Below are 24,108 nucleotides of genomic sequence, written 5' to 3' on the forward strand. Positions count from 1 at the left end.
CGGCAATGTTCAGCGTATTACTTCACTTCCAGCACCCAGTGCACATAGCTCTGCCACTGGCACTCCTGCTCGATCATCTCTGCCCCAAGCGGGTGACAATCAATCCAGTTCTCCGGTAACGTCAGCGAAAGCTTCTCGTCATCGGCCACCAGATTAATGGCGGGCAGCAAATCATCGCGGCGGCGGCTGGCAAACAGGATCGCCAGACGCAGCAGGCGGCACAGATGCTCGGCCACGCGCGGCGGTACGGCGTTTTGCTGATGCAAAGACGAGAGATCAACGGCATTGGTCTGGTTCAGCAGCAGCGTTGCCAGCAATTTTTTCTGCGCAGGTGTATAGCCCGGTAAATCCAGGTTGCGCACCAGATACGCTGCATGAGCCGGTGCCTGCTTAAAATCAATGCTCAGCCCCACTTCATGTAGCGCACAGGCGCTTAGCAATAAATCCCGGCTCAGAGGATCAAGATCCCAGACGTTAGCGACCTGATCGGCGAAGCGTGACGCCAGCTGCGATACGCGTCCTGCCTGATCGATATCAACCAGAAAACGACGCTGCACGTTGCGCAGGGTACGGCTGCGGATATCCTGATCGACCGACAGATGCAGCATCCCGTAGACCAGACCTTCGCGCAGCGCGCCGCCGGCCAGGGTCATACACTGGATGTTCAGCTCGGTGAAAATAGCGATAAGAATGGCCAGTCCGCTCGGGAAGACCAGCGCGCGCTCCAGCGTCAGGCCTTCAATTTCCAGCTCTTCCAGGCGTCCGCACTGAATGGCGCGTTGTTTCAGCTGCTGAAGTTTGGCAAGCGTAATCCGTTCGTCCATTCCCTGCGCCATCATGATTTCCTGCAGAGCCTGCACGGTACCCGAGGCACCCACGCAGACTTTCCAGCCGTGATAGCGCAGCTCGTCCATCACCGGGCGTAACACTTCGCGCGCGGCGTTCTCTGCCTCTTCGAAGTTCTCTTTACCCAGATTACGATCGGTAAAGTAGCGCTCAAGCCAGGTCACGCAGCCCATCGACAGGCTGAACAGCGACGTTGCCTGCGCGCCGGTGCCGGTCACAAGCTCGGTACTGGCACCGCCGATATCCACTACCAGGCGACGATCGTCACCCCCCGTGGTGTGTGCAACACCCTGATAAATCAGGCGAGCTTCTTCTTCACCGCTGATAACCTGAACCGGACAACCGAGAATTTCCTGCGCTCTGGCAATAAAATCCACGGCGTTAACCGCCAGACGGAGTGTCGCAGTGGCGACCACGGTGATTTGGGCATGCGGGATATCCTGCAGACGCTCGGCAAAGAGTCGCAGACACTGCCAGCCACGTTCCATGGCTTCAGGTGAGAGGTGATTGTCGCTGCTCAGGCCCGCCGCGAGGCGGACCTTGCGCTTAATGCGCGTCAGCGTTTGTATGCTTCCCGCCACCTCGCGCACAACCAGCATATGAAAACTATTCGAACCGAGATCAATTGCCGCATAAAGCGAGGTGGAGCTGAGCATATTTTTTAACCTGAACGACGACGATTACGCGGTGCGCCGCCTGAACGACGCGGACCATTGCCGGAGCGTGGGCGGGTTAGACGCTTAGGCGGCGGCAGTTCGCTTAACAGCGCTTCCGGATTGTATTTGCTCTGCGGAATAGAGTGACCGATATAAGTCTCAATGGCTGGAAGATTCAGCGCATACTCTTCACACGCAAGGCTAATCGAGTGACCGCTTGCGCCCGCACGACCGGTACGACCGATACGGTGTACGTAGTCTTCGCAGTCGTCTGGCAGATCGTAGTTAAAGACGTGCGTCACGGCCGGAATGTGTAAACCACGTGCCGCCACGTCGGTTGCGACCAGAATATCGAGATCGCCACGGGTAAATTCTTCAAGAATGCGCAGGCGTTTTTTCTGCGCCACGTCGCCGGTCAGCAGGCCAACACGGTGACCGTCTGCAGCCAGATGGCCCCAGATGTCTTCACAACGGTGTTTGGTGTTCGCGAAGATAATGGCGCGATCGGGCCATTCTTCTTCGATCAGCGTTTGCAGCAGACGCATTTTCTCTTCATTGGAAGGATAGAAGAGCTCTTCTTTAATGCGGTGACCCGTTTTCTGCTCCGGTTCCACTTCCACGTATTCGGCGTTGTTCATCTGTTCGAACGCCAGTTCGCGCACACGGTAGGAGAGGGTTGCAGAGAACAGCATATTCAGGCGCTGATTGGCCGGAGGCATACGGCGGAACAGCCAGCGGATGTCTTTAATGAAGCCCAGATCGTACATGCGGTCAGCTTCATCGAGCACCACAACCTGGATTGCACCGAGGTTAATGTGGTTCTGTTTAGCGTAGTCGATAAGACGGCCGGTGGTACCGATCAGGATATCCACACCGCTTTCCAGCACTTTCAGCTGTTTATCGTAGCCGTCGCCGCCATAGGCCAGTCCAAGCTTAAGGCCGGTAGCCTGCGCCAGGGGTTCAGCGTCTGCATGGATCTGTACCGCCAGTTCTCGCGTCGGGGCCATAATTAGCGCGCGCGGCTGGTTAACTTTGCGGTCTGCAATCGCTGGGTGAGAAAGTAAATAATGAAACGTTGACGTTAAAAACGCCATCGTTTTGCCGGTACCGGTTTGCGCCTGCCCGGCAACATCGCGACCGGCCAGCGTCAGCGGCAGCGCGAGGGCCTGAATGGGCGTGCAGTTATGAAACCCTTTATTTTCAAGGGCTTCAATCACCTTCGGGTGCAGCGCGAAGTCGGAAAACTTCTGTTCTGTTAAATGTGTTTTGCTCATAGTGTGGTAGAATATCAGCTTACTATTGCTTTACGAAAGCGTATCCGGTGAAATAAAGTCAACCTTTAGTTGGTTAATGCGACATCAACACGTCGTTGGTGGAGACAAAACCAACGTACCAGGCTTATTCCTGTGGAGTTATATATGAGCGATAAAATTATTCACCTGACTGACGACAGTTTTGACACGGACGTACTTAAGGCTGACGGGCTGATCCTCGTCGATTTCTGGGCTGAATGGTGTGGTCCTTGCAAAATGATCGCCCCGATTCTGGATGAGATCGCCGACGAATATCAGGGCAAACTGACCGTTGCCAAGCTGAACATCGACCAGAACCCGGGCACCGCACCAAAATACGGTATCCGTGGCATTCCGACCCTGCTGCTGTTCAAAAACGGCGAAGTGGCGGCGACCAAAGTGGGCGCGCTGTCCAAAGGTCAACTGAAAGAGTTCCTGGACGCTAACCTGGCGTAAGGTTTCTCCGCTGTGCGTTCAGAGCTCCCGGCTAAATGATGTGGAACTCTGGACGCCCGGCTGAAGTCGTGCTAAGTTAGCTATGACTTCGTTTTAAACATATCTTGTTGTTTGAATCTTGTTTTACCCGATACTTCCCGTTGTTGACATGAACAGTGCGTGAAGTGGCTAAATTCCGGGCTTGTCACTCAATCCGTCTTGTCGTTTCAGTTCTGCGTTCTTTCCCTGTGACCAGACAGCGAACAGACATGAGTTGATGGCCGCTAAACAGGCATGGATGACCCTGCCATACCATTCACAACATTAAGTTCGAGAATCACCCCGAGTTTAAGAACCCACACCATTATGAATCTTACCGAATTAAAGAATACGCCGGTTTCTGAGCTGATCACTCTCGGCGAAAATATGGGGCTGGAAAACCAGGCTCGTATGCGCAAGCAGGACATCATTTTCGCCATCCTGAAGCAGCACGCTAAGAGTGGCGAAGATATCTTTGGCGACGGTGTGCTGGAGATATTGCAAGACGGATTTGGTTTCCTCCGCTCTGCAGACAGCTCCTACCTCGCCGGCCCTGACGACATCTACGTATCCCCCAGCCAAATCCGCCGTTTCAACCTCCGCACTGGTGACACCATTTCAGGTAAGATTCGTCCTCCTAAAGAGGGTGAACGCTACTTTGCGCTGTTGAAAGTCAATGAAGTTAACTTCGACAAACCAGAAAACTCGCGTAATAAGATCCTCTTTGAGAACTTAACGCCGCTGCACGCGAACTCTCGCCTGCGCATGGAGCGTGGTAACGGTTCTACCGAAGACTTAACCGCGCGTGTTCTGGATCTGGCATCACCAATTGGTCGTGGCCAGCGTGGTCTGATTGTGGCACCGCCGAAAGCGGGTAAAACCATGCTGCTGCAGAACATCGCGCAGAGCATCGCCTATAACCACCCAGACTGCGTGCTGATGGTGCTGCTGATTGACGAACGTCCGGAAGAAGTGACTGAGATGCAGCGTCTGGTTAAAGGTGAAGTGGTTGCTTCTACCTTCGACGAGCCAGCCTCTCGCCACGTTCAGGTTGCGGAAATGGTTATCGAGAAGGCGAAACGCCTGGTTGAGCACAAGAAAGACGTGATCATCCTGCTTGACTCCATCACCCGTCTGGCGCGTGCGTACAACACCGTCGTGCCAGCTTCCGGTAAAGTATTGACCGGTGGTGTGGATGCTAACGCCCTGCATCGTCCGAAACGCTTCTTCGGTGCCGCACGTAACGTGGAAGAGGGCGGCAGCCTGACCATCATCGCGACGGCGCTGATCGATACCGGTTCAAAAATGGACGAAGTGATTTACGAAGAATTTAAAGGTACAGGTAACATGGAACTGCACCTTTCTCGTAAAATCGCTGAAAAACGCGTCTTCCCGGCTATCGACTACAACCGTTCCGGTACCCGTAAAGAAGAGCTGCTCACCACGCAGGAAGAGCTGCAGAAAATGTGGATTCTGCGCAAAATCATCCATCCAATGGGTGAAATTGACGCGATGGAATTCCTCATTAACAAACTGGCGATGACCAAAACCAACGACGATTTCTTCGACATGATGAAACGCTCGTAACGCAAATAAAGCCAGCGAACGCCACGTTTTTACGTGGCGTTTTTCTTTTATGGCCTATACGCTAGTACCACCTACTCCCAATTTTGACCGGTCAGTGCGACAATAGGGCCGTTTATGCAGCAAAAGAAATAATTGATTGAAAAATATACAAAGGGAGTTGTAAGAAGCCATCTTTATTACTTCTGAGGCTGTGGCTTCATGGTTATACTTCCGGGACTAACATTTGTTGAGAGCAATCCATTGTGAATCTATTCACCGCCGTTACTGAACTGATCAGTATTTTTTTATTCACAACCTGTTTTTTGTTCATTGCGCGTAAGGTGGCAAAACGAATAGGGTTGGTGGATAAGCCTAATTTTCGTAAACGCCATCAGGGACTTATTCCTTTAGTCGGCGGGATATCTGTTTACGCAGGAATTTGCTTCACGTTTGGTATTGCCGATTATTATATCCCGCATGCCGCCCTCTACATTGCCTGCGCCGGTGTCCTGGTGTTAGTCGGGGCTCTTGATGACCGGTTCGATATCGCGGTGAAAATACGCGCCACCGTTCAGGCGGGCATTGGCGTGGTGATGATGGTTGTGGGCGGACTGTATCTGCGAAGCCTCGGCTATGTGTTTGGCCCCTGGGAGTTAGTTCTGGGCCCATTTGGCTTCTTCCTGACACTCTTTGCCGTCTGGGCGGCAATCAATGCTTTTAACATGGTGGATGGCATTGACGGCCTGCTCGGTGGGTTGTCATCCGTCTCGTTCGCCGCTATCGGCATTATTTTATGGTTTGATGGCCAGTACAGTCTGGCAATGTGGTGTTTCGCCATGATTGCCGCCATTCTGCCTTATATCCTCTTAAACCTCGGTGTGCTGGGCCGTCGCTATAAAGTCTTTATGGGAGACGCGGGCAGTACGCTGATTGGTTTTACGGTTATCTGGATCCTGCTTGAAACCACTCAGGGCCAGACCCATCCGATAAGCCCTGTAACAGCTCTGTGGATTATTGCCATTCCATTAATGGATATGGTGGCGATTATGTACCGCCGCCTGCGCAAAGGAATGAGTCCTTTCTCTCCCGACCGCCAACACATTCATCATCTCATCATGCGTGCGGGTTTTACATCTCGTCAGGCGTTTGTACTGATTACGCTGGCCGCCGCTATTTTAGCCGCGATTGGTGTAGCTGCAGAATATTCCCATATTATTCCTGAGTGGGTTATGTTGGCATTATTCTTGCTGGCATTTTTCCTGTACGGCTACTGCATTAAGCGCGCATGGAAAGTGGCGCGATTTATTAAACGTCTTAAACGCAGGATGCGTCGTAACAGTGGCAAAAATACAACATTAACTAAGTAAAACCGGGACTATGATGACTCAACCGTTGGCGGGAGCGAAATCAGTGGTAACTGAGAATGAACTGGATATTCGGGGTTTGTTTCGCGTGTTATGGGCAGGCAAACTTTGGATTGCCGGGATCGCGCTGGGGTTTGCACTGTTAGCGCTGGCCTATACATTCTTTGCAAAACAAGAGTGGAGCGCCACGGCAATCACGGACAAACCAACGGTTAACATGCTCGGGGGATACTATTCCCAGCAGCAATTCCTGCGAAATCTGGATATCAAAGCCAGTCTTGCAACGCCAGACCAGGCCTCCGTTATGGATGAAGCCTATAAAGAGTTTGTGATGCAGCTGGCTTCGTGGGATACCCGCCGCGATTTCTGGTCCCAGACGGATTACTACAAGCAGCGTCGGGTTGATAACACCAAAGCCGATGCCGCCCTGCTGGACGATCTGATTAACAATATCCAGTTTATGCCGGGCGATGCGCTGCGTAACGTGAATGACAGCGTCAAGCTAATTGCAGAAACTGCGCCGGATGCCAACAACCTGTTGCGTCAGTATGTTGCGTTTGCCAGTCAGCGTGCCGCAAGCCATCTTAACGAAGAGCTTAAAGGCGCCTGGGCGGCTCGTACCATCCAGATGAAAGCGCAGGTGAAACGTCAGGAAGAGGTGGCTAAAGCCATTTTTGCTCGTCGTGTACACAATATTGAGCAGGCGCTGAAAATTGCGGAACAGCACAATATTTCCCGTACTGAGACGGACGTACCGGCTGATGAGCTGCCTGATTCAGAGATGTTCCTCCTTGGTCGCCCCATGCTGCAGGCGCGTCTGGAAAACCTGAAGGCCGTTGGCCCTGATTTTGACCTCGATTACGATCAAAATCGCGCGATGCTCAATACGCTTAATGTCGGTCCATCCCTGGACCCGCGTTTTCAGACCTATCGTTATTTGCGAACGCCTGAAGAACCTGTAAAACGCGATAGTCCGCGTCGTGCATTCCTGATGATCATGTGGGGGATTGTAGGCGCACTGACGGGCGCTGGCGTGGCGTTAACGCGTCGTCGCAAAAACTAAGAACGCCGTCTACGATGAAGGCTGCGGCCTTCATCGCCTAATCGAAGAGAATCGATGTGAAAGTACTAACCGTATTTGGCACCAGGCCGGAGGCCATTAAGATGGCACCTCTGGTTCATGCGCTGGCCTGCGATCCTGATATTGAAGCGAAAGTGTGCGTCACGGCCCAGCACCGGGAGATGCTCGATCAGGTTTTAACCCTCTTCTCCATCGTCCCGGATTACGACCTCAATATTATGAAACCGGGGCAAGGGTTAACGGAGATAACCTGTCGCATTCTGCAAGAACTTAAGCCGATCCTGGAGTCATTTAAGCCTGACGTGGTGCTGGTACACGGTGATACCACCACTACCGTGGCGACAAGCCTGGCCGCGTTCTACCAGCGAATTCCCGTGGGACATGTTGAGGCGGGGCTGCGTACCGGCAATCTTTATTCACCGTGGCCGGAAGAGGCCAACCGCACGTTAACGGGCCATCTGGCGATGTACCACTTTGCGCCAACGGAAAACTCTCGTCAGAACCTGCTGCGTGAAAATATCGCCGATAATAAAATCTTTGTGACCGGCAATACGGTCATTGACGCGTTAATTTGGGTACGTGACCGCGTCCTGGCAAATAGCGATCTTCAGAAAGAGCTCGCAGCCCGCTATCCGTTCCTCCACAACGGCAAAAAAACCATTCTGGTCACTGGTCATCGACGCGAAAGCTTTGGCCGGGGTTTTGAGCAAATCTGCCATGCGCTGGCTGAAATCGCCGCGCAGAACGACGATGTGCAAATTGTCTATCCAGTACACCTTAACCCTAACGTCAGCGAGCCGGTCAATCGTATTCTGGGCCACGTCGAAAACGTCCTGCTGATCGAACCGCAGGACTACATGCCGTTTGTCTGGCTGATGAACCATGCCTGGCTGATCCTCACCGATTCCGGCGGCATTCAGGAGGAAGCACCTTCCCTTGGCAAACCGGTGCTGGTGATGCGTGAAACGACCGAACGTCCGGAAGCCGTCAAAGCCGGTACGGTGCGTCTGGTCGGCACCAACGCGCAGCTTATCGTCGAAGAGGTCACGCGCCTGCTGCAGGACGATGAAGCGTATCAGGCAATGAGCCGGGCCCATAATCCGTATGGCGACGGGCAGGCTTGCGGTCGTATTTTGCATGCACTTAAACACAATCGGGTATCGCTATGAGTTTTACTACCATCTCTGTCATTGGTCTTGGCTACATTGGCTTGCCCACCGCGGCGGCGTTTGCCTCTCGTCAAAAACAGGTTGTCGGTGTGGATATCAACGCACGCGCGGTGGAAACCATTAACCGTGGCGAAATTCATATTGTCGAGCCCGATCTTGACCGCGTGGTGAAAGAGGCTGTGGACGGAGGCTTCCTGCGTGCCAGCACGACCCCTGTGGAAGCAGATGCCTACCTGATTGCCGTTCCAACACCCTTTAAAGGTGACCACGAGCCCGACATGGCTTTTGTCGAGGCGGCGGCAAAATCCATCGCACCTGTGCTGAAGAAAGGGGCACTGGTGATCCTGGAATCGACCTCTCCGGTTGGTGCTACCGAGCAGATGGCACAGTGGCTGGCCGACGCGCGCCCTGATTTAAGCTTCCCGCAGCAGGCGGGGGAGCAGGCGGATATCAACATCGCCTACTGTCCGGAGCGCGTGCTGCCGGGCCAGGTCATGGTCGAACTGATTAAAAACGACCGCGTCATTGGCGGTATGACGCCCGTCTGTTCCGAACGCGCCAGCGCGCTGTACAAGATTTTCCTGGAAGGTGAATGTGTGGTGACCAACTCCCGCACCGCCGAGATGTGCAAGCTGACGGAAAACAGCTTCCGCGACGTCAATATCGCTTTTGCGAACGAACTGTCGCTGATCTGCGCCGATCAGGGGATTAACGTCTGGGAGCTGATTAGCCTGGCGAATCGCCATCCGCGCGTCAACATTCTCCAGCCAGGCCCGGGAGTAGGCGGACACTGTATCGCCGTCGATCCGTGGTTTATCGTGGCGCAGAATCCGGCGCAGGCGCGCCTGATTCGCACCGCGCGCGAAGTGAACGACAGCAAGCCTCACTGGGTGCTCAATCAGGTTAAAGCGACGGTAGCGGATTGTCTGGCAGAGAGCGGCAAGCGCGCCAGTGAGCTGAAAATTGCCTGCTTTGGTCTGGCATTTAAACCGAATATTGACGACCTGCGTGAAAGCCCGGCGATGGAAATTGCCGAGATGATTGCCGAATGGCACAAGGGCGAAACGCTGGTGGTTGAGCCTAATATCCATGAATTACCGGCAAAACTGGCGGGACACTGCACGCTGATGGCGCTGGGCGACGCGCTGGCGGCGGCGGACGTGCTGGTGCTGCTGGTAGATCATAAAGAGTTTAAAGCGACGTCCGGCGATGCCGTTCGTCAGCAGTATATTGTGGATACCAAAGGTGTCTGGCGTTGAATAGCCTGAATGGGGTACTCGAGTCCCTGCAGTGGGAGAGTGCTTTTTTCGGCCTGCCGTCGGCTATCGTGCGTCTGCGCGATGACGCGCCGGTGCTGGCTGAATCGGATTTTATCGCCTGGCAACGAGTGCAGGCGAAGATCCCGGCGGAGCGCGTCGATCTGCTTGACGCGCTCCAGCAGCACGGCTTTCAGCTGGTTGAAGGTGAGGTCGATCTTTCCATTACCCTCACCCGGCACGATGCGTCCGGCGCGGAAATTGCAACGGAACAGGATATCCCCGTGCTGCGTCGGATGGCGGCCCGGGCGTTTGCGCAGAGCCGCTTTCGTGCGCCCTGGTATGCACCTGACGATAGCGGGCGTTTCTATGCCCAGTGGATAGAGAATGCCGTCAAAGGCACCTTTGACCACGTCTGCCTGGTTTTCCGTGCAGGGGACGGTCAAATCCAGGGGTTCGTCTCGCTGCGTAAGCTCAACGAGCGCGAGGCGCGTATCGGCTTATTAGCCGGGCGCGGCATGGGTGAGAAACTCATGCAGGCGGCGCTGCACTGGGCGCAGCAGCAACAGCTTGTGACGCTGCGGGTCGCGACCCAACTGGGCAACACCGCCGCGCTTAAACGTTATATTGCGAGTGGTGCCAACATCGACGCCACCGCCTACTGGTTATACAGGTGACAAGATGATTCCATTTAACGCACCACCCGTCGTCGGAACTGAACTCGACTATATGCAGTCTGCCATGGGCAGCGGCAAACTCTGCGGTGACGGTGGTTTTACCCGTCGCTGTCAGCAGTGGATGGAACAGCGTTTTCGCAGCGCCAAAGTGCTGCTGACCCCGTCCTGTACGGCATCGCTTGAAATGGCGGCGCTCCTGCTGGATATCCAGCCCGGCGATGAAGTGATCATGCCTAGCTATACCTTCGTTTCCACCGCGAATGCGTTTGTTCTGCGCGGGGCGAAAATCGTCTTTGTGGATATCCGACCGGATACCATGAACATTGATGAGACGCTGATTGAAGCGGCGATCACCGATAAAACACGCGCGATCGTGCCGGTTCACTACGCGGGCGTGGCCTGTGAAATGGACACCATCATGGCTATCGCTAAAAAACATGATCTGTTTGTGGTGGAAGATGCCGCGCAGGGCGTGATGTCTACCTACAAGGGACGCGCGCTGGGTACCATCGGCCACATCGGCTGCTTTAGCTTCCACGAAACCAAAAACTACACGGCAGGCGGAGAAGGTGGCGCGACGCTGATTAACGACCGGGCGCTCGTGGAGCGTGCGGAAGTGATCCGCGAAAAAGGCACCAACCGCAGCCAGTTCTTCCGCGGGCAGGTGGACAAATACACCTGGCGCGATATTGGTTCAAGCTATCTGATGGCGGATCTGCAGGCGGCGTACCTGTGGGCGCAGCTGGAAGCGGCGGAACGTATCAACCTGCAGCGTCTCTCCCTGTGGCAAACCTATTACGATGCCCTTGAGCCTCTGGCCAAAGCCGGGCGTATTGAGCTGCCAACCATTCCGGCTGATTGCGTCCACAACGCGCACATGTTCTACATCAAGCTGCGCGATAACGACGACCGCAGCCAGCTCATTGCCTGGCTAAAAGAGGCCGAAATTATGGCGGTATTCCACTATATCCCGCTGCACTCCAGCCCGGCGGGCGAAACGTTTGGGGTGTTCGCGGGTGAAGACCGTTACACCACCAAAGAAAGTGAGCGTTTGCTTCGTCTGCCACTGTTCTACAACCTCGCGCCAGTTAACCAGCGTACGGTGATTAATACCCTTCTGAGTTATTTCGGCTGATATGTCTCTGGCAAAAGCATCGGTGTGGACCGCCGCGTCCACGCTTGTAAAAATTGGCGCCGGGCTGCTGGTCGTCAAGCTGCTGGCCGTCTCATTTGGCCCCTCTGGTGTGGGACTAGCGGGTAATTTCCGCCAGCTAGTCACCGTCCTTGGGGTGCTGGCCGGTGCCGGTATTTTTAACGGCGTGACCAAATACGTTGCGCAGTACCATGATGATGCGGCTCAGCTTCGCAGAGTCGTGGGCACCTCTTCGGCGATGGTCACGGGTTTTTCGACCCTGATGGCGATTATCTTTCTGCTGGCGGCGGCCCCTATCAGCCAGGGCTTGTTCGGGCACACCCACTATCAGGGGCTGGTGCGTCTGGTGGCGTTGGTTCAGATGGGCATTGCCTGGGCTAACCTGCTGCTGGCGCTGATGAAAGGGTTTCGTGATGCTGCCGGGAACGCGCTTGCCTTAATCCTGGGCAGCGTCATCGGCGTGATTGCCTACTATTTCTGCTATCGCCTGGGAGGCTATGAAGGCGCGCTGCTTGGGCTGGCGCTGGTCCCGGCTCTGGTTGTTGTGCCTGCGGCGCTTATGCTGATGCGTCGGGGCGTCATCCCGCTGAGCTACCTGAAACCGCAATGGGATAAAGTGCTTGCCAGTCAGCTGGGTAAATTTACCCTGATGGCGCTCATCACCTCCGTCACGCTGCCGGTGGCCTACGTGATGATGCGAAACCTGCTGGCGGCACATTATAGCTGGGATGAAGTGGGGATCTGGCAAGGCGTAAGCAGCATTTCCGACGCCTACCTCCAGTTTATTACGGCTTCCTTTAGCGTTTATTTGCTGCCAACATTATCGCGTCTGACGTCCAGGCAGGATATTACCCGCGAGATTTTCCGATCGCTGCGCTTCGTGTTGCCGGCGGTTGCAGCTGCCAGCTTTACCGTCTGGTTACTGCGCGATGTCGCCATCTGGCTGCTGTTCTCGGCGAAGTTCACCGCCATGCGCGATCTGTTTGCCTGGCAGCTGGTGGGTGATGTGCTGAAAGTGGGTGCTTACGTTTTCGGCTATCTGGTGATTGCAAAAGCGTCCCTGCGGCTGTATATCCTGGCGGAAATTAGCCAGTTTGCGTTACTGACAGCATTTTCACACTGGCTGATACCCGCGCACGGTGCGCTGGGGGCGGCTCAGGCCTACATGGCAACCTATATCGTTTATTTCGCCGCCTGTTGCGGCGTATTTTTATTGTGGCGTAAACGCGCATGACTGCACTGATTCACATCCTGGGATCGGATATCCCACACCATAACCAGACCGTTTTGCGGTTCTTCAACGACGAGCTGGCATCAGATAATCCTGATGCGCGTGAGTTTATGGTTGCAAGTCAGGATAAGGGCCTGAGCGCAGCATTTCCGGCGCTCGCTATTCGCTTCTGGCCGGATAAGGCCTCGCTGGCGAAGGCGGTTGTTGCCAGAGCGAAAGCGGACCGCGAGCAACGTTTCTTTTTCCACGGGCAGTTTAATACAGGCCTGTGGCTGGCGCTTCTCAGCGGGGGGATTAAACCCTCCCAGTGCAGCTGGCATATCTGGGGAGCCGATCTCTACGAAGTCTCCCGCGGCTGGAAATTCCGTCTTTTCTATCCGCTGCGCCGCATGGCGCAGGGGCGCGTGGGCTGTGTGTTTGCCACCCGTGGCGATCTCAACTATTTTGCTAAACAGCACCCGAGCGTGCGCGGAGAACTCCTCTATTTCCCCACCCGCATGGATCCGGCGCTGAACGCCATGGCGAATGACACGGTGCGTGAAGGCAAGCTAACGATCCTGGTGGGGAATTCCGGCGATCGCAGTAACGAACACACCGCGGCGCTCAGGGCGGTGCATCAGCAGTTTGGCGACACGGTGAACGTGGTGGTGCCGATGGGCTATCCCGCCAACAACGACGCCTATATTGATGAGGTTCGTCAACAGGGACTTGCGCTGTTTAGCGCAGAAAATCTGCACATCCTTAGCGATAAGCTGGAATTTGATGAATATCTTGCGCTGCTGAGAAAATGCGATCTTGGCTATTTCATCTTTGCCCGACAGCAGGGAATCGGCACGCTGTGTCTGCTGATTCAGGCGGGGGTACCGTGCGTGCTCAACCGCGACAACCCGTTCTGGCAGGACATGGCCGAGCAGCATATTCCGGTGCTGTTTACCTCAGACACGCTGAATGTCGAGGTGGTACGGGAAGCTCAACGCCAGCTCACGCTGGTGGATAAAAATAGCATCGATTTTTTCAGCCCGAATTACCTCACGCCGTGGCACCGTGCGCTGCGTATCGCGTCAGGAGACAAAGCATGAGTCAGTTGCAATTCAGCGGGTTACTGGTTGTCTGGCTTCTGAGCACCCTGTTTATCGCCACGCTTACCTGGTTTGAATTCCGCCGGGTACGCTTCAACTTTAACGTATTCTTCTCGTTACTGTTTCTGCTGACCTTCTTTTTCGGCTTCCCGCTCACCAGCATTCTGGTCTTCCGTTTTGACGTGAGCGTCGCGCCGCCGGAAATCCTGCTCCAGGCGCTTCTGGCGGCGACCTGTTTCTATGCGGTCTACTACGTTACCTATAAAACGCGTCTGCGTTCAGCGCAGGCTACAGCCCCGCGTCGGGCGCTTTTTACCATGAATCGGGTGGAGACCCACCTGACGTGGGTGATGCTGATGACCATCGCCCTGGTCAGCGTCGGTATCTTCTTCATGCATAACGGCTTCCTGCTGTTTAAGCTCCATTCCTACAGCCAGATTTTTTCGGCCGAAGTCTCGGGCGTGGCGCTTAAGCGTTTCTTCTACTTCTTCATTCCGGCGATGCTGGTGATCTTTTTCCTGCGTCAGGACAGCAAAGCGTGGCTGTTCTTCCTGGTCAGCACCGTCGCGTTTGGTATCCTGACCTACATGATAGTGGGCGGCACGCGCGCGAACATTATTATCGCCTTCGCGATCTTCCTGTTTATCGGCATCATTCGCGGCTGGATCTCGCTGTGGATGCTGGTTGCGGCAGGAGTGTTTGGCATAGTGGGGATGTTCTGGCTCGCGCTGAAGCGCTACGGGATGAACGTGGCGGGAGATGAGGCGTTTTACACGTTTCTCTACCTGACGCGCGATACGTTCTCGCCGTGGGAAAACCTGGCATTACTGCTGCAAAACTACGACAAGATTGATTTCCAGGGGCTGGCGCCGATTGTTCGCGACTTCTACGTCTTTATCCCTTCCTGGCTTTGGCCGGACCGGCCTGGTGTGGTGCTCAATACCGCGAACTATTTTACCTGGGAAGTGCTGAACAACCATTCCGGTCTGGCAATCTCGCCAACGCTGATTGGTTCCCTGGTGGTGATGGGCGGGGCGTGGTTCATTCTGCCCGGGGCGGTTGCCGTGGGGCTGATTATTAAGTGGTTCGACTGGCTTTACGTGCGGGGCAACGAAGAGACCAACCGCTATAAAGCCGCTATTTTGCACAGTTTCTGCTTTGGTGCCATTTTCAATATGATCGTGCTGGCGCGCGAAGGGTTGGATTCATTCGTGTCGCGCGTGGTGTTCTTCATGGTCGTTTTCGGCGTCTGCCTGTTACTGGCCAAACTGCTGTACTGGCTGTTTGACAGCGCAGGGCTTGTGCACAAGCGCGAGCGGCAGGGCAGCACAACGCTGTCGCAAGTCTGAGTAAGGATAGTAATGACTGATAAAATTTCTGCACCGCGCTATGCGCTACGTGGCCTGCAGCTTATTGGCTGGCGCGACATGCAGCACGCGCTGGACTTTCTGTTTGCCGACGGCCAGATGAAATCCGGTACGCTGGTGGCTATCAACGCGGAAAAAATGCTGGCGGTTGAGGATAACGCGGAAGTCAAAAGCCTGATTGAAGCGGCTGAATTTAAATACGCTGATGGGATCAGCGTGGTCCGCTCTATCCGTAAAAAGTATCCTGACGCTAATGTTTCCCGCGTGGCGGGGGCCGATCTCTGGGAGCAGCTTATGGCCCGCGCAGGTGCGCAGAACACGCCCGTGTTCCTGATTGGCGGTAAGCCGGAGATACTGGCCCAGACGGAGGAGAAACTGCGTCGTCAATGGAATGTTAATATCGTCGGCAGCCAGGATGGTTACTTCAAACCGGAAGATCGGCAGGCGCTGTTTGAGCGGGTTCGTGACAGCGGGGCGAAAATTGTCACCGTGGCGATGGGGTCCCCACGCCAGGAGATCCTGATGCGTGACTGCCGTCTGGTCTGTCCGGATGCCCTCTACATGGGCGTTGGCGGTACGTACGATGTCTTTACCGGCCACGTTAAGCGTGCGCCCAGGGTCTGGCAAAATCTGGGGCTGGAGTGGCTGTACCGTCTGCTATCGCAACCGACGCGCATTAAACGACAGATCCGTCTGCTTCGCTACCTCGCCTGGCATTACACCGGGAAAATGTAATCAAAATGTAGCGCGATATGCTATTCGCGCTGCAACTCGCCTGCAAAACTGCTGACAATCTGTGCAATGCATTCATTTTTTTAATGCATCGTTTGCCATTTGGCCGATTTTAAGAAACCATTCGCTCCGTATTTTAGTACCCCTAAAAAACAATACCCGGTCTTAAGCCGGGAAACAGCAAACACAATCGAGGATCTATGGCAGAGAAAAAACCGGAGCTACAGCGTGGGCTGGAAGCTCGTCATATTGAACTGATAGCGCTGGGCGGCACTATCGGCGTGGGCCTGTTTATGGGCTCCGCAAGTACGCTCAAATGGGCAGGCCCTTCCGTATTACTGGCGTATATTATCGCCGGGCTGTTTGTTTTCTTCATTATGCGTTCCATGGGCGAAATGCTCTTTCTGGAGCCGGTAACCGGCTCGTTCGCCGTTTACGCGCATCGTTATATGAGCCCGTTCTTTGGCTACCTGACGGCCTGGTCATACTGGTTTATGTGGATGGCGGTGGGCATCTCAGAGATCACCGCGATAGGGGTCTACGTCCAGTTCTGGTTCCCGGACATGGTCCAGTGGATACCCGCGCTCATTGCCGTGGGGCTGGTGGCGCTGGCAAACCTGGCCGCCGTGCGCCTTTACGGTGAAATTGAGTTCTGGTTCGCAATGATCAAAGTCACCACGATTATCGTGATGATCGTCGTCGGCCTGGGCGTTATTTTCTTCGGCTTTGGCAACGGTGGACACGCTATCGGCTTTGGCAACCTGACCGAAAACGGCGGCTTCTTCGCTGGCGGCTGGAAGGGCTTCCTGACGGCGCTGTGTATCGTTGTGGCCTCGTATCAGGGCGTGGAGCTGATCGGCATTACCGCCGGTGAAGCGAAAAACCCGCAGGTCACGCTGCGTAGCGCGGTAGGCAAAGTGCTGTGGCGCATCCTGATTTTCTATGTGGGCGCGATCTTCGTTATCGTAACCATCTTCCCGTGGAACGAAATTGGCACGACCGGCAGCCCGTTTGTTTTAACCTTCGCCAAAATTGGTATCACGGCGGCGGCGGGTATCATCAACTTTGTGGTCCTGACGGCAGCGTTGTCAGGCTGTAACAGTGGGATGTACAGCTGCGGACGTATGCTCTATGCGCTCTCGAAGAACAACCAGCTGCCTGCGGCGATGAGTAAAGTCTCACGTGCCGGGGTGCCGGTGGCGGGGGTGGCGGTCTCCATTGCGATCCTGCTGATTGGCTCTTGCCTGAATTACATCATACCTAACCCGCAGCGCGTGTTCGTTTACGTCTACAGCGCCAGCGTACTGCCGGGCATGGTGCCGTGGTTTGTTATCCTCATCAGCCAGCTGCGCTTCCGTCATGCGCACAAAAAGGCGATTGAAAGCCATCCGTTCCGCTCAATTCTGTTCCCGTATGCGAACTATTTGACGATGGCGTTCCTGATTTGCGTATTAATCGGGATGTACTTTAATGAAGATACCCGCATGTCGCTGTTTGTCGGGGTGATCTTCCTGGCGGCTGTGACGGCCGCATATAAGCTTTTTGGCCTGGGTCGCCGTGCCACCACGCAGAAAGTGGAGGAATAAGCGGCAAAATGTGCAAACCATAACCAAACGCGCATTTTTTTCAAAAAAGCACTAGACAGCGGGGACGGAGGTACGTAATATCCAGCCCCGCAACGGCGCTAAGCGCCCGTAGCTCAGCTGGATAGAGCGCTGCCCTCCGGAGGCAGAGGTCTCAGGTTCGAATCCTGTCGGGCGCACCATTAACCCGGTGCTGGAGCTGCGGTGGTCTGAGAAGTAGTCAGTACCGCGTGAAAGAATACAGTGGTGGCTATAGCTCAGTTGGTAGAGCCCTGGATTGTGATTCCAGTTGTCGTGGGTTCGAATCCCATTAGCCACCCCATTATTTGAAAGAGTTGTGAATTGCGAAGGTGGCGGAATTGGTAGACGCGCTAGCTTCAGGTGTTAGTGTCCTTTGGATGTGGGGGTTCGAGTCCCCCCCCTCGCACCACGACTTTTTAAATGAATTGAACTAAAAATTCAAAAAAGCAGTACATCGGCGAGTAGCGCAGCTTGGTAGCGCAACTGGTTTGGGACCAGTGGGTCGGAGGTTCGAATCCTCTCTCGCCGACCAATTTTGAACCCCGCTTCGGCGGGGTTTTTTGTTTTCTGCAATTCTTCATCCCTGTAGTCATTCCCCAACAATGTCCTTTTTCATTGTCGCAATCCAGCGACATATAACTCATTGAAAGTTAGGTAAATAACTGTTTATGGGTTTTGCTGTCTCCTCCTGGCGACATCTTCCCGCCTTTTCCCGATACGTTGTGGAGCTTAAGACGTTACTTAACAGCATAATTTCCTTTTATCTTAAAATGTTGCGTCATGTAAAAGTTCTGGGTGTCATGTTGGCACGTTACGTGCAATAATATGCGTGTAGATGCTCATTCCATCTCTTATGTTCGCCTTAGTGCCTCATAAACTCAGGAATGACGCAGAGCCATTTACGGTGCTTATCGTCCACTGACAGATGTCGCTTAGGCCTCATCAGACACCATGGACATAACGTTGAGTGAAGCACCAAATATGTTGTCTTACAGACCTGTTTTAACGCCTGCTTTTATAGCAGGCGTTTTTTTATGCCTTATTCCCGATACCTGCGCATGATCAGGGCGACCAACAGCAGGGCAACTGACGAGACCGTATAGAGCGCCAGCACTGAGCCAAGCCCAACAGCCACCATCGCTGCAATACCGGTGAAAAGAGAGGCGCTGAGCGTTTGCCAGCGCCAGGCTTTCCCACTGGCTGAAGCGGTTTGCGTGAGATGAAAACTACTGAGTACGCCAAACGTGCCCGCTGCGAAGAGAATATTCGAGGCCAGATGCGCGATAAAGATCATGCTCAGCGCACATGCCGTCCACCCGGACAAAAACGGCAGCACACCATAACCGGTCAGAAAGATACCGAGACAAACGATGATGCGCGGCGTGTGAGCGGCAAAGCGCGTCAGGCTCTCTTTTTTTATCAGCATGGGGCCGCAAAGTTGTCCCATGCTCCTTGCGAAAAGCAGCGGCAGAGCAAGCCCCGCCGCATCCTGAGGATGGATTTGCTGTGCCAGCGCCGGAAGCAGCGCCATGGCCGGTGAGCCGACGGCCGCCAGCGACGGCAGGATGAGCAGGCTGCGTTTCTGCCGAACGGTCAACGTCCGCCAGCGTAATGCCGCAGGGGCTTCCTCTTCCTCGGGGGGCGTGAGTGATGGCGCAGAAAACCGGCGTCCAGCCAGCCATAGCATGAGCAGTGACCCGAGAAAGCTGGCGGCATCAATGGCCAGCAGGGTAAACACGGAAGTCTTCTGGAACAGCACCACGCCCAGGCCGGTCCCTAACAATACCTGCGAGGCAAAAATCACATTTTCCAGACAGGTCGCAGCAGGCAGCTCTGCTTCACTGAGGCCGCGCTTGAAGAGCAACGTCAGCGCGGGCCAGCTCATCCCGCTGAGCAGCGCCTCGGTGGATTGTACGGCGAGTAATGCGGCAACGCTGTGATAACCCACACCAAGCAGGGGAAAGAGCAGGGCGAGCAGGCCCAGCCCTTCGCTCAGTATCAGCAGGGATATTGGAGAACAGCGTGAGCACAGCTTTTCGCCGATCGTACTGCCGATAAATCCCGGTACCGTAGCGAAAAGAAAAGCAAGGGTGAGCAGAGCGGGCGGAGCTGACCACGCTAACAGCAAGCCGAAGACAACAACCTGGGTTAAGCCATTCCCCAACGAAGAAAAGATAAAAGCACAGGCAAGCAGGCGCAGCCAGCGGTGGCCGCGCAGCGCTTCAATAAGCGAATATAAAAGCGAGTTCATGACGCTTTCCTTTCAAAAACGATTTAATCCACGCTGCAGAATGTGCGCGTGTGTGAAAAAAAGTTAATGAAAAGACATCGTTACATTGGCGGGTTCGTTTGCGGATGCGGGTGTAAAGAATGTAGCAGGAGAAAGGCGATAAAAAAAGGAGGCCATCTGGCCTCCTGATTAATTACTGCTGCGTACCGTTATTTTGCAGCGTCAACAGCAACCCATCACGGCGCATGGCGGCCGCTTCTTCCGGCTTATGCTGCTTGTCCAGCGTATCGGCAAGCCATGCGTAGTCAAACGCGTCCGGACGCTGCTTGAGCGCTGCACGGAAGGCGAGGCTCGCCTCCTGCCATTCTCCGTGCTTCATCAGCGATTGACCAAGCGTGCTCCACAGCAGCGGGCGGTCACCGACGGTTTTAATCTGCTGACGCAGCACTTTTTCGATTTGCTCAGGATTGTTGGTTTTCAGGCGTGGGATCACCATCACCAGACGATCGTCGTACTGGCGCTTCAGACCGTCGAGGAGGATCTCCTGAGCCGTGTCGTGATCGTCACATTCAATAAGATGTTCCGCCATCGCCACCTGCAGAGGAACCTGCTGACGCGTTTTCCGGCTCTGATTCTTCCACCACGTTTTCAGACCATCGCTGCCCAGGTCAGCGCGCGCCTGATCCATAAGGCCAATCCACGCCAGACGCTGAAGCTCATCACGATGTTCATCGTCGCCCACCTCGGCCTTCGCCATCGATGGAATGATGTCCAGCAGTGAGCCCCAGGCGCCGGTACGGATGTAGGCCTGCTCGGCAAGGCGCAGCACTTCCGGATGACGTGGTGCGACTTCCAGCAGGCGGTCGATGCCGTGGCGAGCCGCGTGATTCTCATTACGTGCCAGCTGCAGACGAACGCGCGTGATTTCCACCGGAATCGGGTCGCCGTGAGCCAGCTCAGCCGCCCGTTCCAGGTGCTGATTGGCGCGTGCTTCATCACCGCGCTGCTGCGCTGCTTCGGCCGCCAGCAGATAGTTCACCACCGGCTGTTCGGCGTGGTCGGCGTTTTTCGACATCAGCTTTTCAACCTGCTGATAATCACCCTCTGCGAGCTTAAGTAGCGCCTGCTCGGTCTGTTTACGGGCGCGGCGGCGCTTACGGCCAACGAACCAGCCGCGCGTATGGGCACCGGTACGGAAAATACGGCGCAGGATCCACTCGATCGCAAACAGCACCACCACGCCGAGGATCAGAATGATCGTCAAACCCGTTACGCTGGTTTCAATGTTGTAGTTATCGGTCTGGATCAGGACGTAACCCTGATGACCCGCAAGCATGGGGCCCAGCACGATCCCGGCGATCAGCAGGATGAAGAGTAAGAGGACTTTTAGCATCATTACTCTCCTTGTGGTGCGCTTTCAGGCGCAGGAGCCGGAGCAGGCGCTGCTCCGCTCGTCTGCTCTGCCGGTACGCCCGGCTGTGCCAGCAGATTACGCACGCGCGTTTGCATCAGCTTCTCGAGAATCGGCTGGCTGGCCAGCTTATCCGGCACGTTCATGGTGATGTTCTGCTGGCTCAGCTTATCAATGTCTTCGAGGAAGGCGGTGGTCGTCGCATCATCGGTGTTGTAGTAGGCGCGGACCCACGTTGAGACGTTATCCAGCGCCTGCTTGTAGGTCTCTTCCTGATGACGCGGTACGGCCTGCGCCGCCACCAGCAGACGGGAACGAATGTTCTCGCGCAGATAGATGTCCTGGTTCGGTGCCAGCAGCGGCACGGCGGTTTCGTCGCGACGGCGGATAGTGATAAAGCTGTCCATAAAGTTCTGCCAGCTTTTCTGCAGGTTTATGCGCCATTCGCTCAGCGAGCTGGAAAGTTCGGTACCGTCGGAATCCATCGGGGAGTCGTCGTCGTTGTTATCCGCCAGCTGCAGGTTATCAATCTGATTCGAAAGCTGATTCACCTTGAGGATAATGCCGTCGTAGTCCACCTGTGTGACGGCGGAGAGGCTGGCGATGTCTTCGGTGATCGCGCGACGGGCGGTGATAAGGCTTGGATCGTTCATGTCTGCCAGGCTCGCATCGGCGCTTTTCAGCAGCGCCGCGGCAGTGGTGACGTCCTGATCGCTCCAGAGCTTACGTCCGGCGAGCTTCACCAGGAAGTCGGCCTGCGAGAGCAGCCAGGTTTTGGCATCGGTGCCGGAAATGGTGGCGACTTTCTGCTGTACTTCACCCAGCTGTTTGGTCAGCTCTTCCTGTTTGCTGTTCGCTTCGGCAAGCGCAGCGGCCTGCTGCTTAATCACGGCTTCCAGCTCGGTTTTCTGCGTCTCCTGCTCTTTTTGCAGGGCAGTGAGCTGATTCACCAGCGCATCGCTGGTGGACGTCTGGTTAGCGCCCTGTTGTTTCACCAGACCGTACAGGCCAACCCCTGCTGCCAGCGCGATGGCGATGGCAATCGCGCTCAGCGTGAGGCTCGTTTTGTTGCTGCCGTTTTTCTTCTCAGCGGTTTTCTCTGTCGTCTCTGGCTGTGGCGTCGTCTCCACAGTCTCCCTGGTCTCTTCAACCACGGCGGAGGATTTGTCGTGTTCCGTCATTATGGCTTCCCATTTGAGAGTTATTGTAATGCGCGCAGCAGCGCATCGTTGTCGGCGTTATCAGCGATCCGAATATCCTGCCAGCCCAGTTCCCGGGCATGGTTCGCCAGACGCTCACTGACGACCAGAAGCCGACAGCGGAGTAACCAGTTTTCGCGATACCAAAGCGGTATCAGCGACCAAAGCTGTTGTAACATTTCACCGCTGGTGACCACCAGCGTATTAATGCCGCGCGCGTGCCAGCGCATCGCCTCTTCCGCGCCATCGTAGTGTTTTGCACAGCGCTGATAGCACTCAATGAACGTCACGTCTGCACCACGTTCACGCAGCGTTTCGCCCAGCAGTTCGCGGCCACCATTACCGCGCAAAATGAGCGCACGCTTTCCGGCAACAGTTTGTAATTCAGGTAATTGTAGCAAGACTTCACTGATTTCCCGATCTAACGGGTAACGAACGTCCGCGCTGCTTACGGTATGCAGCGCCAGGGCCGTTGTGCGGCCAATCGCGAAATAGCGGGGGGCGGTTGGCCAGGTCAAACCCTGCTGTTGCAACTGCGCGTGGGCAAATTCCACGGCATGTTGCGACAGCGCAAACAGCAGGTCGCCGTCCTGAAGGGTATCCATCTGGTCGGCGAGCGCAGAGAGCTCGCGACCGGGGGAGAATTCTATGAGCGGAAAACTCCAGGCCACCTGCCCCAGTGCGCGCAGACGGCTCACTAATTGCTCTCCTGCGGGAGAAGGGCGGGTGACGAGAATACTCATGCAGGGGGTTCTCCATTATAAACGTCAGCCAGAATCTCGCGGGCGCCGTTATCCAGTAACTCTTCGGCCAGCGAAACGCCAAGCTGCTCGGCATCTTGCGCTTTACCGCGACGTTCGCCGCGTACCATCTGCGAACCGTCCGGGGCGCCCACCAGCGCGCGCAGCCACAGTTCGCCATTCGTCAATTCAGCATAGCTGCCAATTGGAACCTGGCATCCCCCTTCGAGGCGGGTATTCATCGCACGCTCGGCTTTTACGCGGGTAGCGGTCTCGTCATGGTTCAGCGGTGCGAGAAGTTCACGGGTACGCGCATCGTCCAGACGACACTCGATGCCGACGGCACCCTGGCCCACGGCCGGCAGCGACAGCTCTGGCGGTAACGCCACGCGAATGCGCGACTCCAGCCCCAGACGCTTCAGGCCGGCAACGGCGAGGATAATGGCATCGTAATCGCCGTTATCCAGCTTGCCCAGACGCGTGCCGACGTTACCGCGCAGCGAGCGAATGATCAGGTCAGGACGACGTTCCGCCAGCTGACACTGACGGCGTAAACTGGACGTGCCAACCACGCTACCTTCTGGCAGCGCGTCGAGGGAGTCATAGTGGTTAGAGACAAACGCATCGCGCGGATCTTCGCGCTCGCAGATAGTCACCAGCCCCAGCCCTTCCGGGAACTCGACGGGTACGTCTTTCATCGAATGTACGGCGATATCGGCGCGGTTCTCAAGCAATGCCAGTTCCAGTTCTTTGACAAACAGGCCTTTGCCGCCCACTTTCGCCAGGGGCGTATCGAGGATCACGTCACCGCGCGTGACCATCGGTACCAGCTCGACGCGCAATCCACTGTGGCAGGCCTCAAGGCGCTGCTTCACATAATGTGCCTGCCAGAGCGCGAGAGGGCTTTGGCGTGTGGCAATTCTCAAAACATTGTCTAACATGCTTGTTACCGTCATTATCAATCGCTAACCATCCTAACAT

Annotated in this window: 20 protein-coding genes and 4 tRNA genes; 17 read left to right on the forward strand and 7 right to left on the reverse strand. The window is 55.4% G+C overall.

The features are described from left to right. Positions 1-17: 17 nt before the first annotated feature. Both gppA and rhlB read right to left on the reverse strand, forming a co-directional pair. Positions 18-1,502, reverse strand: coding sequence for a guanosine-5'-triphosphate,3'-diphosphate diphosphatase (gppA, locus tag ACDO57_RS22600; RefSeq protein ID WP_148769921.1), 1,485 nt, complete (start codon positions 1,500-1,502; stop codon positions 18-20). A gap of 5 nt (positions 1,503-1,507) precedes the next feature. Beyond that, a complete protein-coding gene (rhlB, locus tag ACDO57_RS22605; RefSeq protein ID WP_021242834.1) occupies positions 1,508-2,776 on the reverse strand; it encodes an ATP-dependent RNA helicase RhlB in 1,269 nt (422 codons plus the stop codon). A gap of 144 nt (positions 2,777-2,920) precedes the next feature. Between rhlB and trxA the strand changes: the two genes are divergently transcribed. The 17 genes from trxA to ACDO57_RS22690 all read left to right on the forward strand — a co-directional run bounded on the left by trxA (position 2,921) and on the right by ACDO57_RS22690 (position 18,079). Next, positions 2,921-3,250, forward strand: coding sequence for a thioredoxin TrxA (gene trxA, locus ACDO57_RS22610; RefSeq protein ID WP_006179218.1), 330 nt, complete (start codon positions 2,921-2,923; stop codon positions 3,248-3,250). A 345-nt stretch (positions 3,251-3,595) separates the two neighbouring features. After that, a complete protein-coding gene (rho, locus tag ACDO57_RS22615; RefSeq protein ID WP_008501566.1) occupies positions 3,596-4,855 on the forward strand; it encodes a transcription termination factor Rho in 1,260 nt (419 codons plus the stop codon). Between the two features lie 242 nt (positions 4,856-5,097). Next, a complete protein-coding gene (gene wecA / locus ACDO57_RS22620; RefSeq protein ID WP_024907962.1) occupies positions 5,098-6,201 on the forward strand; it encodes a UDP-N-acetylglucosamine--undecaprenyl-phosphate N-acetylglucosaminephosphotransferase in 1,104 nt (367 codons plus the stop codon). Positions 6,202-6,214: 13 nt separating this feature from the next. Further along, positions 6,215-7,261 carry an ECA polysaccharide chain length modulation protein gene (wzzE, locus tag ACDO57_RS22625; RefSeq protein WP_024907963.1) on the forward strand — a complete coding sequence of 349 codons (1,047 nt, stop codon included), beginning with the start codon at positions 6,215-6,217 and terminating at the stop codon, positions 7,259-7,261. Positions 7,262-7,317: 56 nt separating this feature from the next. After that, a complete protein-coding gene (gene wecB, locus ACDO57_RS22630) occupies positions 7,318-8,448 on the forward strand; it encodes a non-hydrolyzing UDP-N-acetylglucosamine 2-epimerase (RefSeq protein WP_370884608.1) in 1,131 nt (376 codons plus the stop codon). Next, positions 8,445-9,707 carry a UDP-N-acetyl-D-mannosamine dehydrogenase gene (gene wecC, locus ACDO57_RS22635; RefSeq protein WP_248166418.1) on the forward strand — a complete coding sequence of 421 codons (1,263 nt, stop codon included), beginning with the start codon at positions 8,445-8,447 and terminating at the stop codon, positions 9,705-9,707. The genes wecB and wecC overlap by 4 nt, the downstream gene beginning before the upstream one ends. Continuing rightward, the gene (gene rffC, locus ACDO57_RS22640) at positions 9,704-10,381 is read left to right on the forward strand and encodes a dTDP-4-amino-4,6-dideoxy-D-galactose acyltransferase (RefSeq protein WP_061716310.1); all 678 of its coding nucleotides are present in this window, start codon (positions 9,704-9,706) and stop codon (positions 10,379-10,381) included. The genes wecC and rffC overlap by 4 nt, the downstream gene beginning before the upstream one ends. A 4-nt stretch (positions 10,382-10,385) precedes the next feature. Further along, positions 10,386-11,516: a dTDP-4-amino-4,6-dideoxygalactose transaminase gene (gene rffA / locus ACDO57_RS22645; RefSeq protein WP_024907967.1), complete on the forward strand. Its 1,131-nt coding sequence runs from the start codon at positions 10,386-10,388 to the stop codon at positions 11,514-11,516. A 1-nt stretch (position 11,517) separates the two neighbouring features. Further along, on the forward strand, positions 11,518-12,768 hold the full coding sequence (gene wzxE / locus ACDO57_RS22650) for a lipid III flippase WzxE (RefSeq protein WP_024907968.1): 1,251 nt from the start codon (positions 11,518-11,520) through the stop codon (positions 12,766-12,768). Continuing rightward, positions 12,765-13,844 (forward strand): TDP-N-acetylfucosamine:lipid II N-acetylfucosaminyltransferase, encoded by a 1,080-nt coding sequence (locus tag ACDO57_RS22655; protein WP_370884609.1) that lies wholly within the window; start codon positions 12,765-12,767, stop codon positions 13,842-13,844. Before wzxE ends, ACDO57_RS22655 begins: the two co-directional genes overlap by 4 nt. Beyond that, the gene (gene wzyE / locus ACDO57_RS22660; RefSeq protein WP_048989608.1) at positions 13,841-15,193 is read left to right on the forward strand and encodes an ECA oligosaccharide polymerase; all 1,353 of its coding nucleotides are present in this window, start codon (positions 13,841-13,843) and stop codon (positions 15,191-15,193) included. Before ACDO57_RS22655 ends, wzyE begins: the two co-directional genes overlap by 4 nt. Before the next feature lie 12 nt (positions 15,194-15,205). Then, positions 15,206-15,946, forward strand: coding sequence for a lipopolysaccharide N-acetylmannosaminouronosyltransferase (gene wecG, locus ACDO57_RS22665; protein WP_032646082.1), 741 nt, complete (start codon positions 15,206-15,208; stop codon positions 15,944-15,946). Between the two features lie 197 nt (positions 15,947-16,143). Continuing rightward, positions 16,144-17,529, forward strand: coding sequence for an amino acid permease (locus ACDO57_RS22670; protein WP_024907972.1), 1,386 nt, complete (start codon positions 16,144-16,146; stop codon positions 17,527-17,529). A gap of 102 nt (positions 17,530-17,631) precedes the next feature. Then, positions 17,632-17,708, forward strand: a tRNA-Arg gene (locus ACDO57_RS22675). A 64-nt stretch (positions 17,709-17,772) separates the two neighbouring features. After that, a tRNA-His gene (locus tag ACDO57_RS22680) sits at positions 17,773-17,848 on the forward strand. A 22-nt stretch (positions 17,849-17,870) separates the two neighbouring features. Next, a tRNA-Leu gene (locus tag ACDO57_RS22685) sits at positions 17,871-17,956 on the forward strand. Positions 17,957-18,002: 46 nt separating this feature from the next. Next, positions 18,003-18,079, forward strand: a tRNA-Pro gene (locus ACDO57_RS22690). Between the two features lie 507 nt (positions 18,080-18,586). Here the strand turns inward: ACDO57_RS22690 and ACDO57_RS22695 are convergent. The 5 genes from ACDO57_RS22695 to hemC all read right to left on the reverse strand — a co-directional run bounded on the left by ACDO57_RS22695 (position 18,587) and on the right by hemC (position 24,068). Next, positions 18,587-19,798: an MFS transporter gene (locus tag ACDO57_RS22695; protein WP_370884610.1), complete on the reverse strand. Its 1,212-nt coding sequence runs from the start codon at positions 19,796-19,798 to the stop codon at positions 18,587-18,589. A 172-nt stretch (positions 19,799-19,970) separates the two neighbouring features. Then, complete coding sequence (gene hemY / locus ACDO57_RS22700) at positions 19,971-21,170, reverse strand: protoheme IX biogenesis protein HemY (RefSeq protein ID WP_008501551.1); 1,200 nt, start codon at positions 21,168-21,170, stop codon at positions 19,971-19,973. Between the two features lie 2 nt (positions 21,171-21,172). Next, positions 21,173-22,369, reverse strand: a complete 1,197-nt coding sequence (gene hemX, locus ACDO57_RS22705) for a uroporphyrinogen-III C-methyltransferase (RefSeq protein WP_048989626.1) — start codon at positions 22,367-22,369, stop codon at positions 21,173-21,175. Positions 22,370-22,389: 20 nt separating this feature from the next. After that, positions 22,390-23,130, reverse strand: coding sequence for a uroporphyrinogen-III synthase (hemD, locus tag ACDO57_RS22710; RefSeq protein ID WP_267215817.1), 741 nt, complete (start codon positions 23,128-23,130; stop codon positions 22,390-22,392). Continuing rightward, entirely contained in the window at positions 23,127-24,068 is a 942-nt protein-coding gene (gene hemC, locus ACDO57_RS22715) for a hydroxymethylbilane synthase (protein ID WP_139156921.1), read from the reverse strand. Before hemC ends, hemD begins: the two co-directional genes overlap by 4 nt. Positions 24,069-24,108: the final 40 nt, after the last annotated feature.

The organism is Enterobacter cloacae complex sp. 2015409 (genome assembly GCF_041365315.1).
In the GTDB taxonomy this organism is placed as follows: Bacteria; Pseudomonadota; Gammaproteobacteria; order Enterobacterales; family Enterobacteriaceae; genus Enterobacter; species Enterobacter pseudoroggenkampii.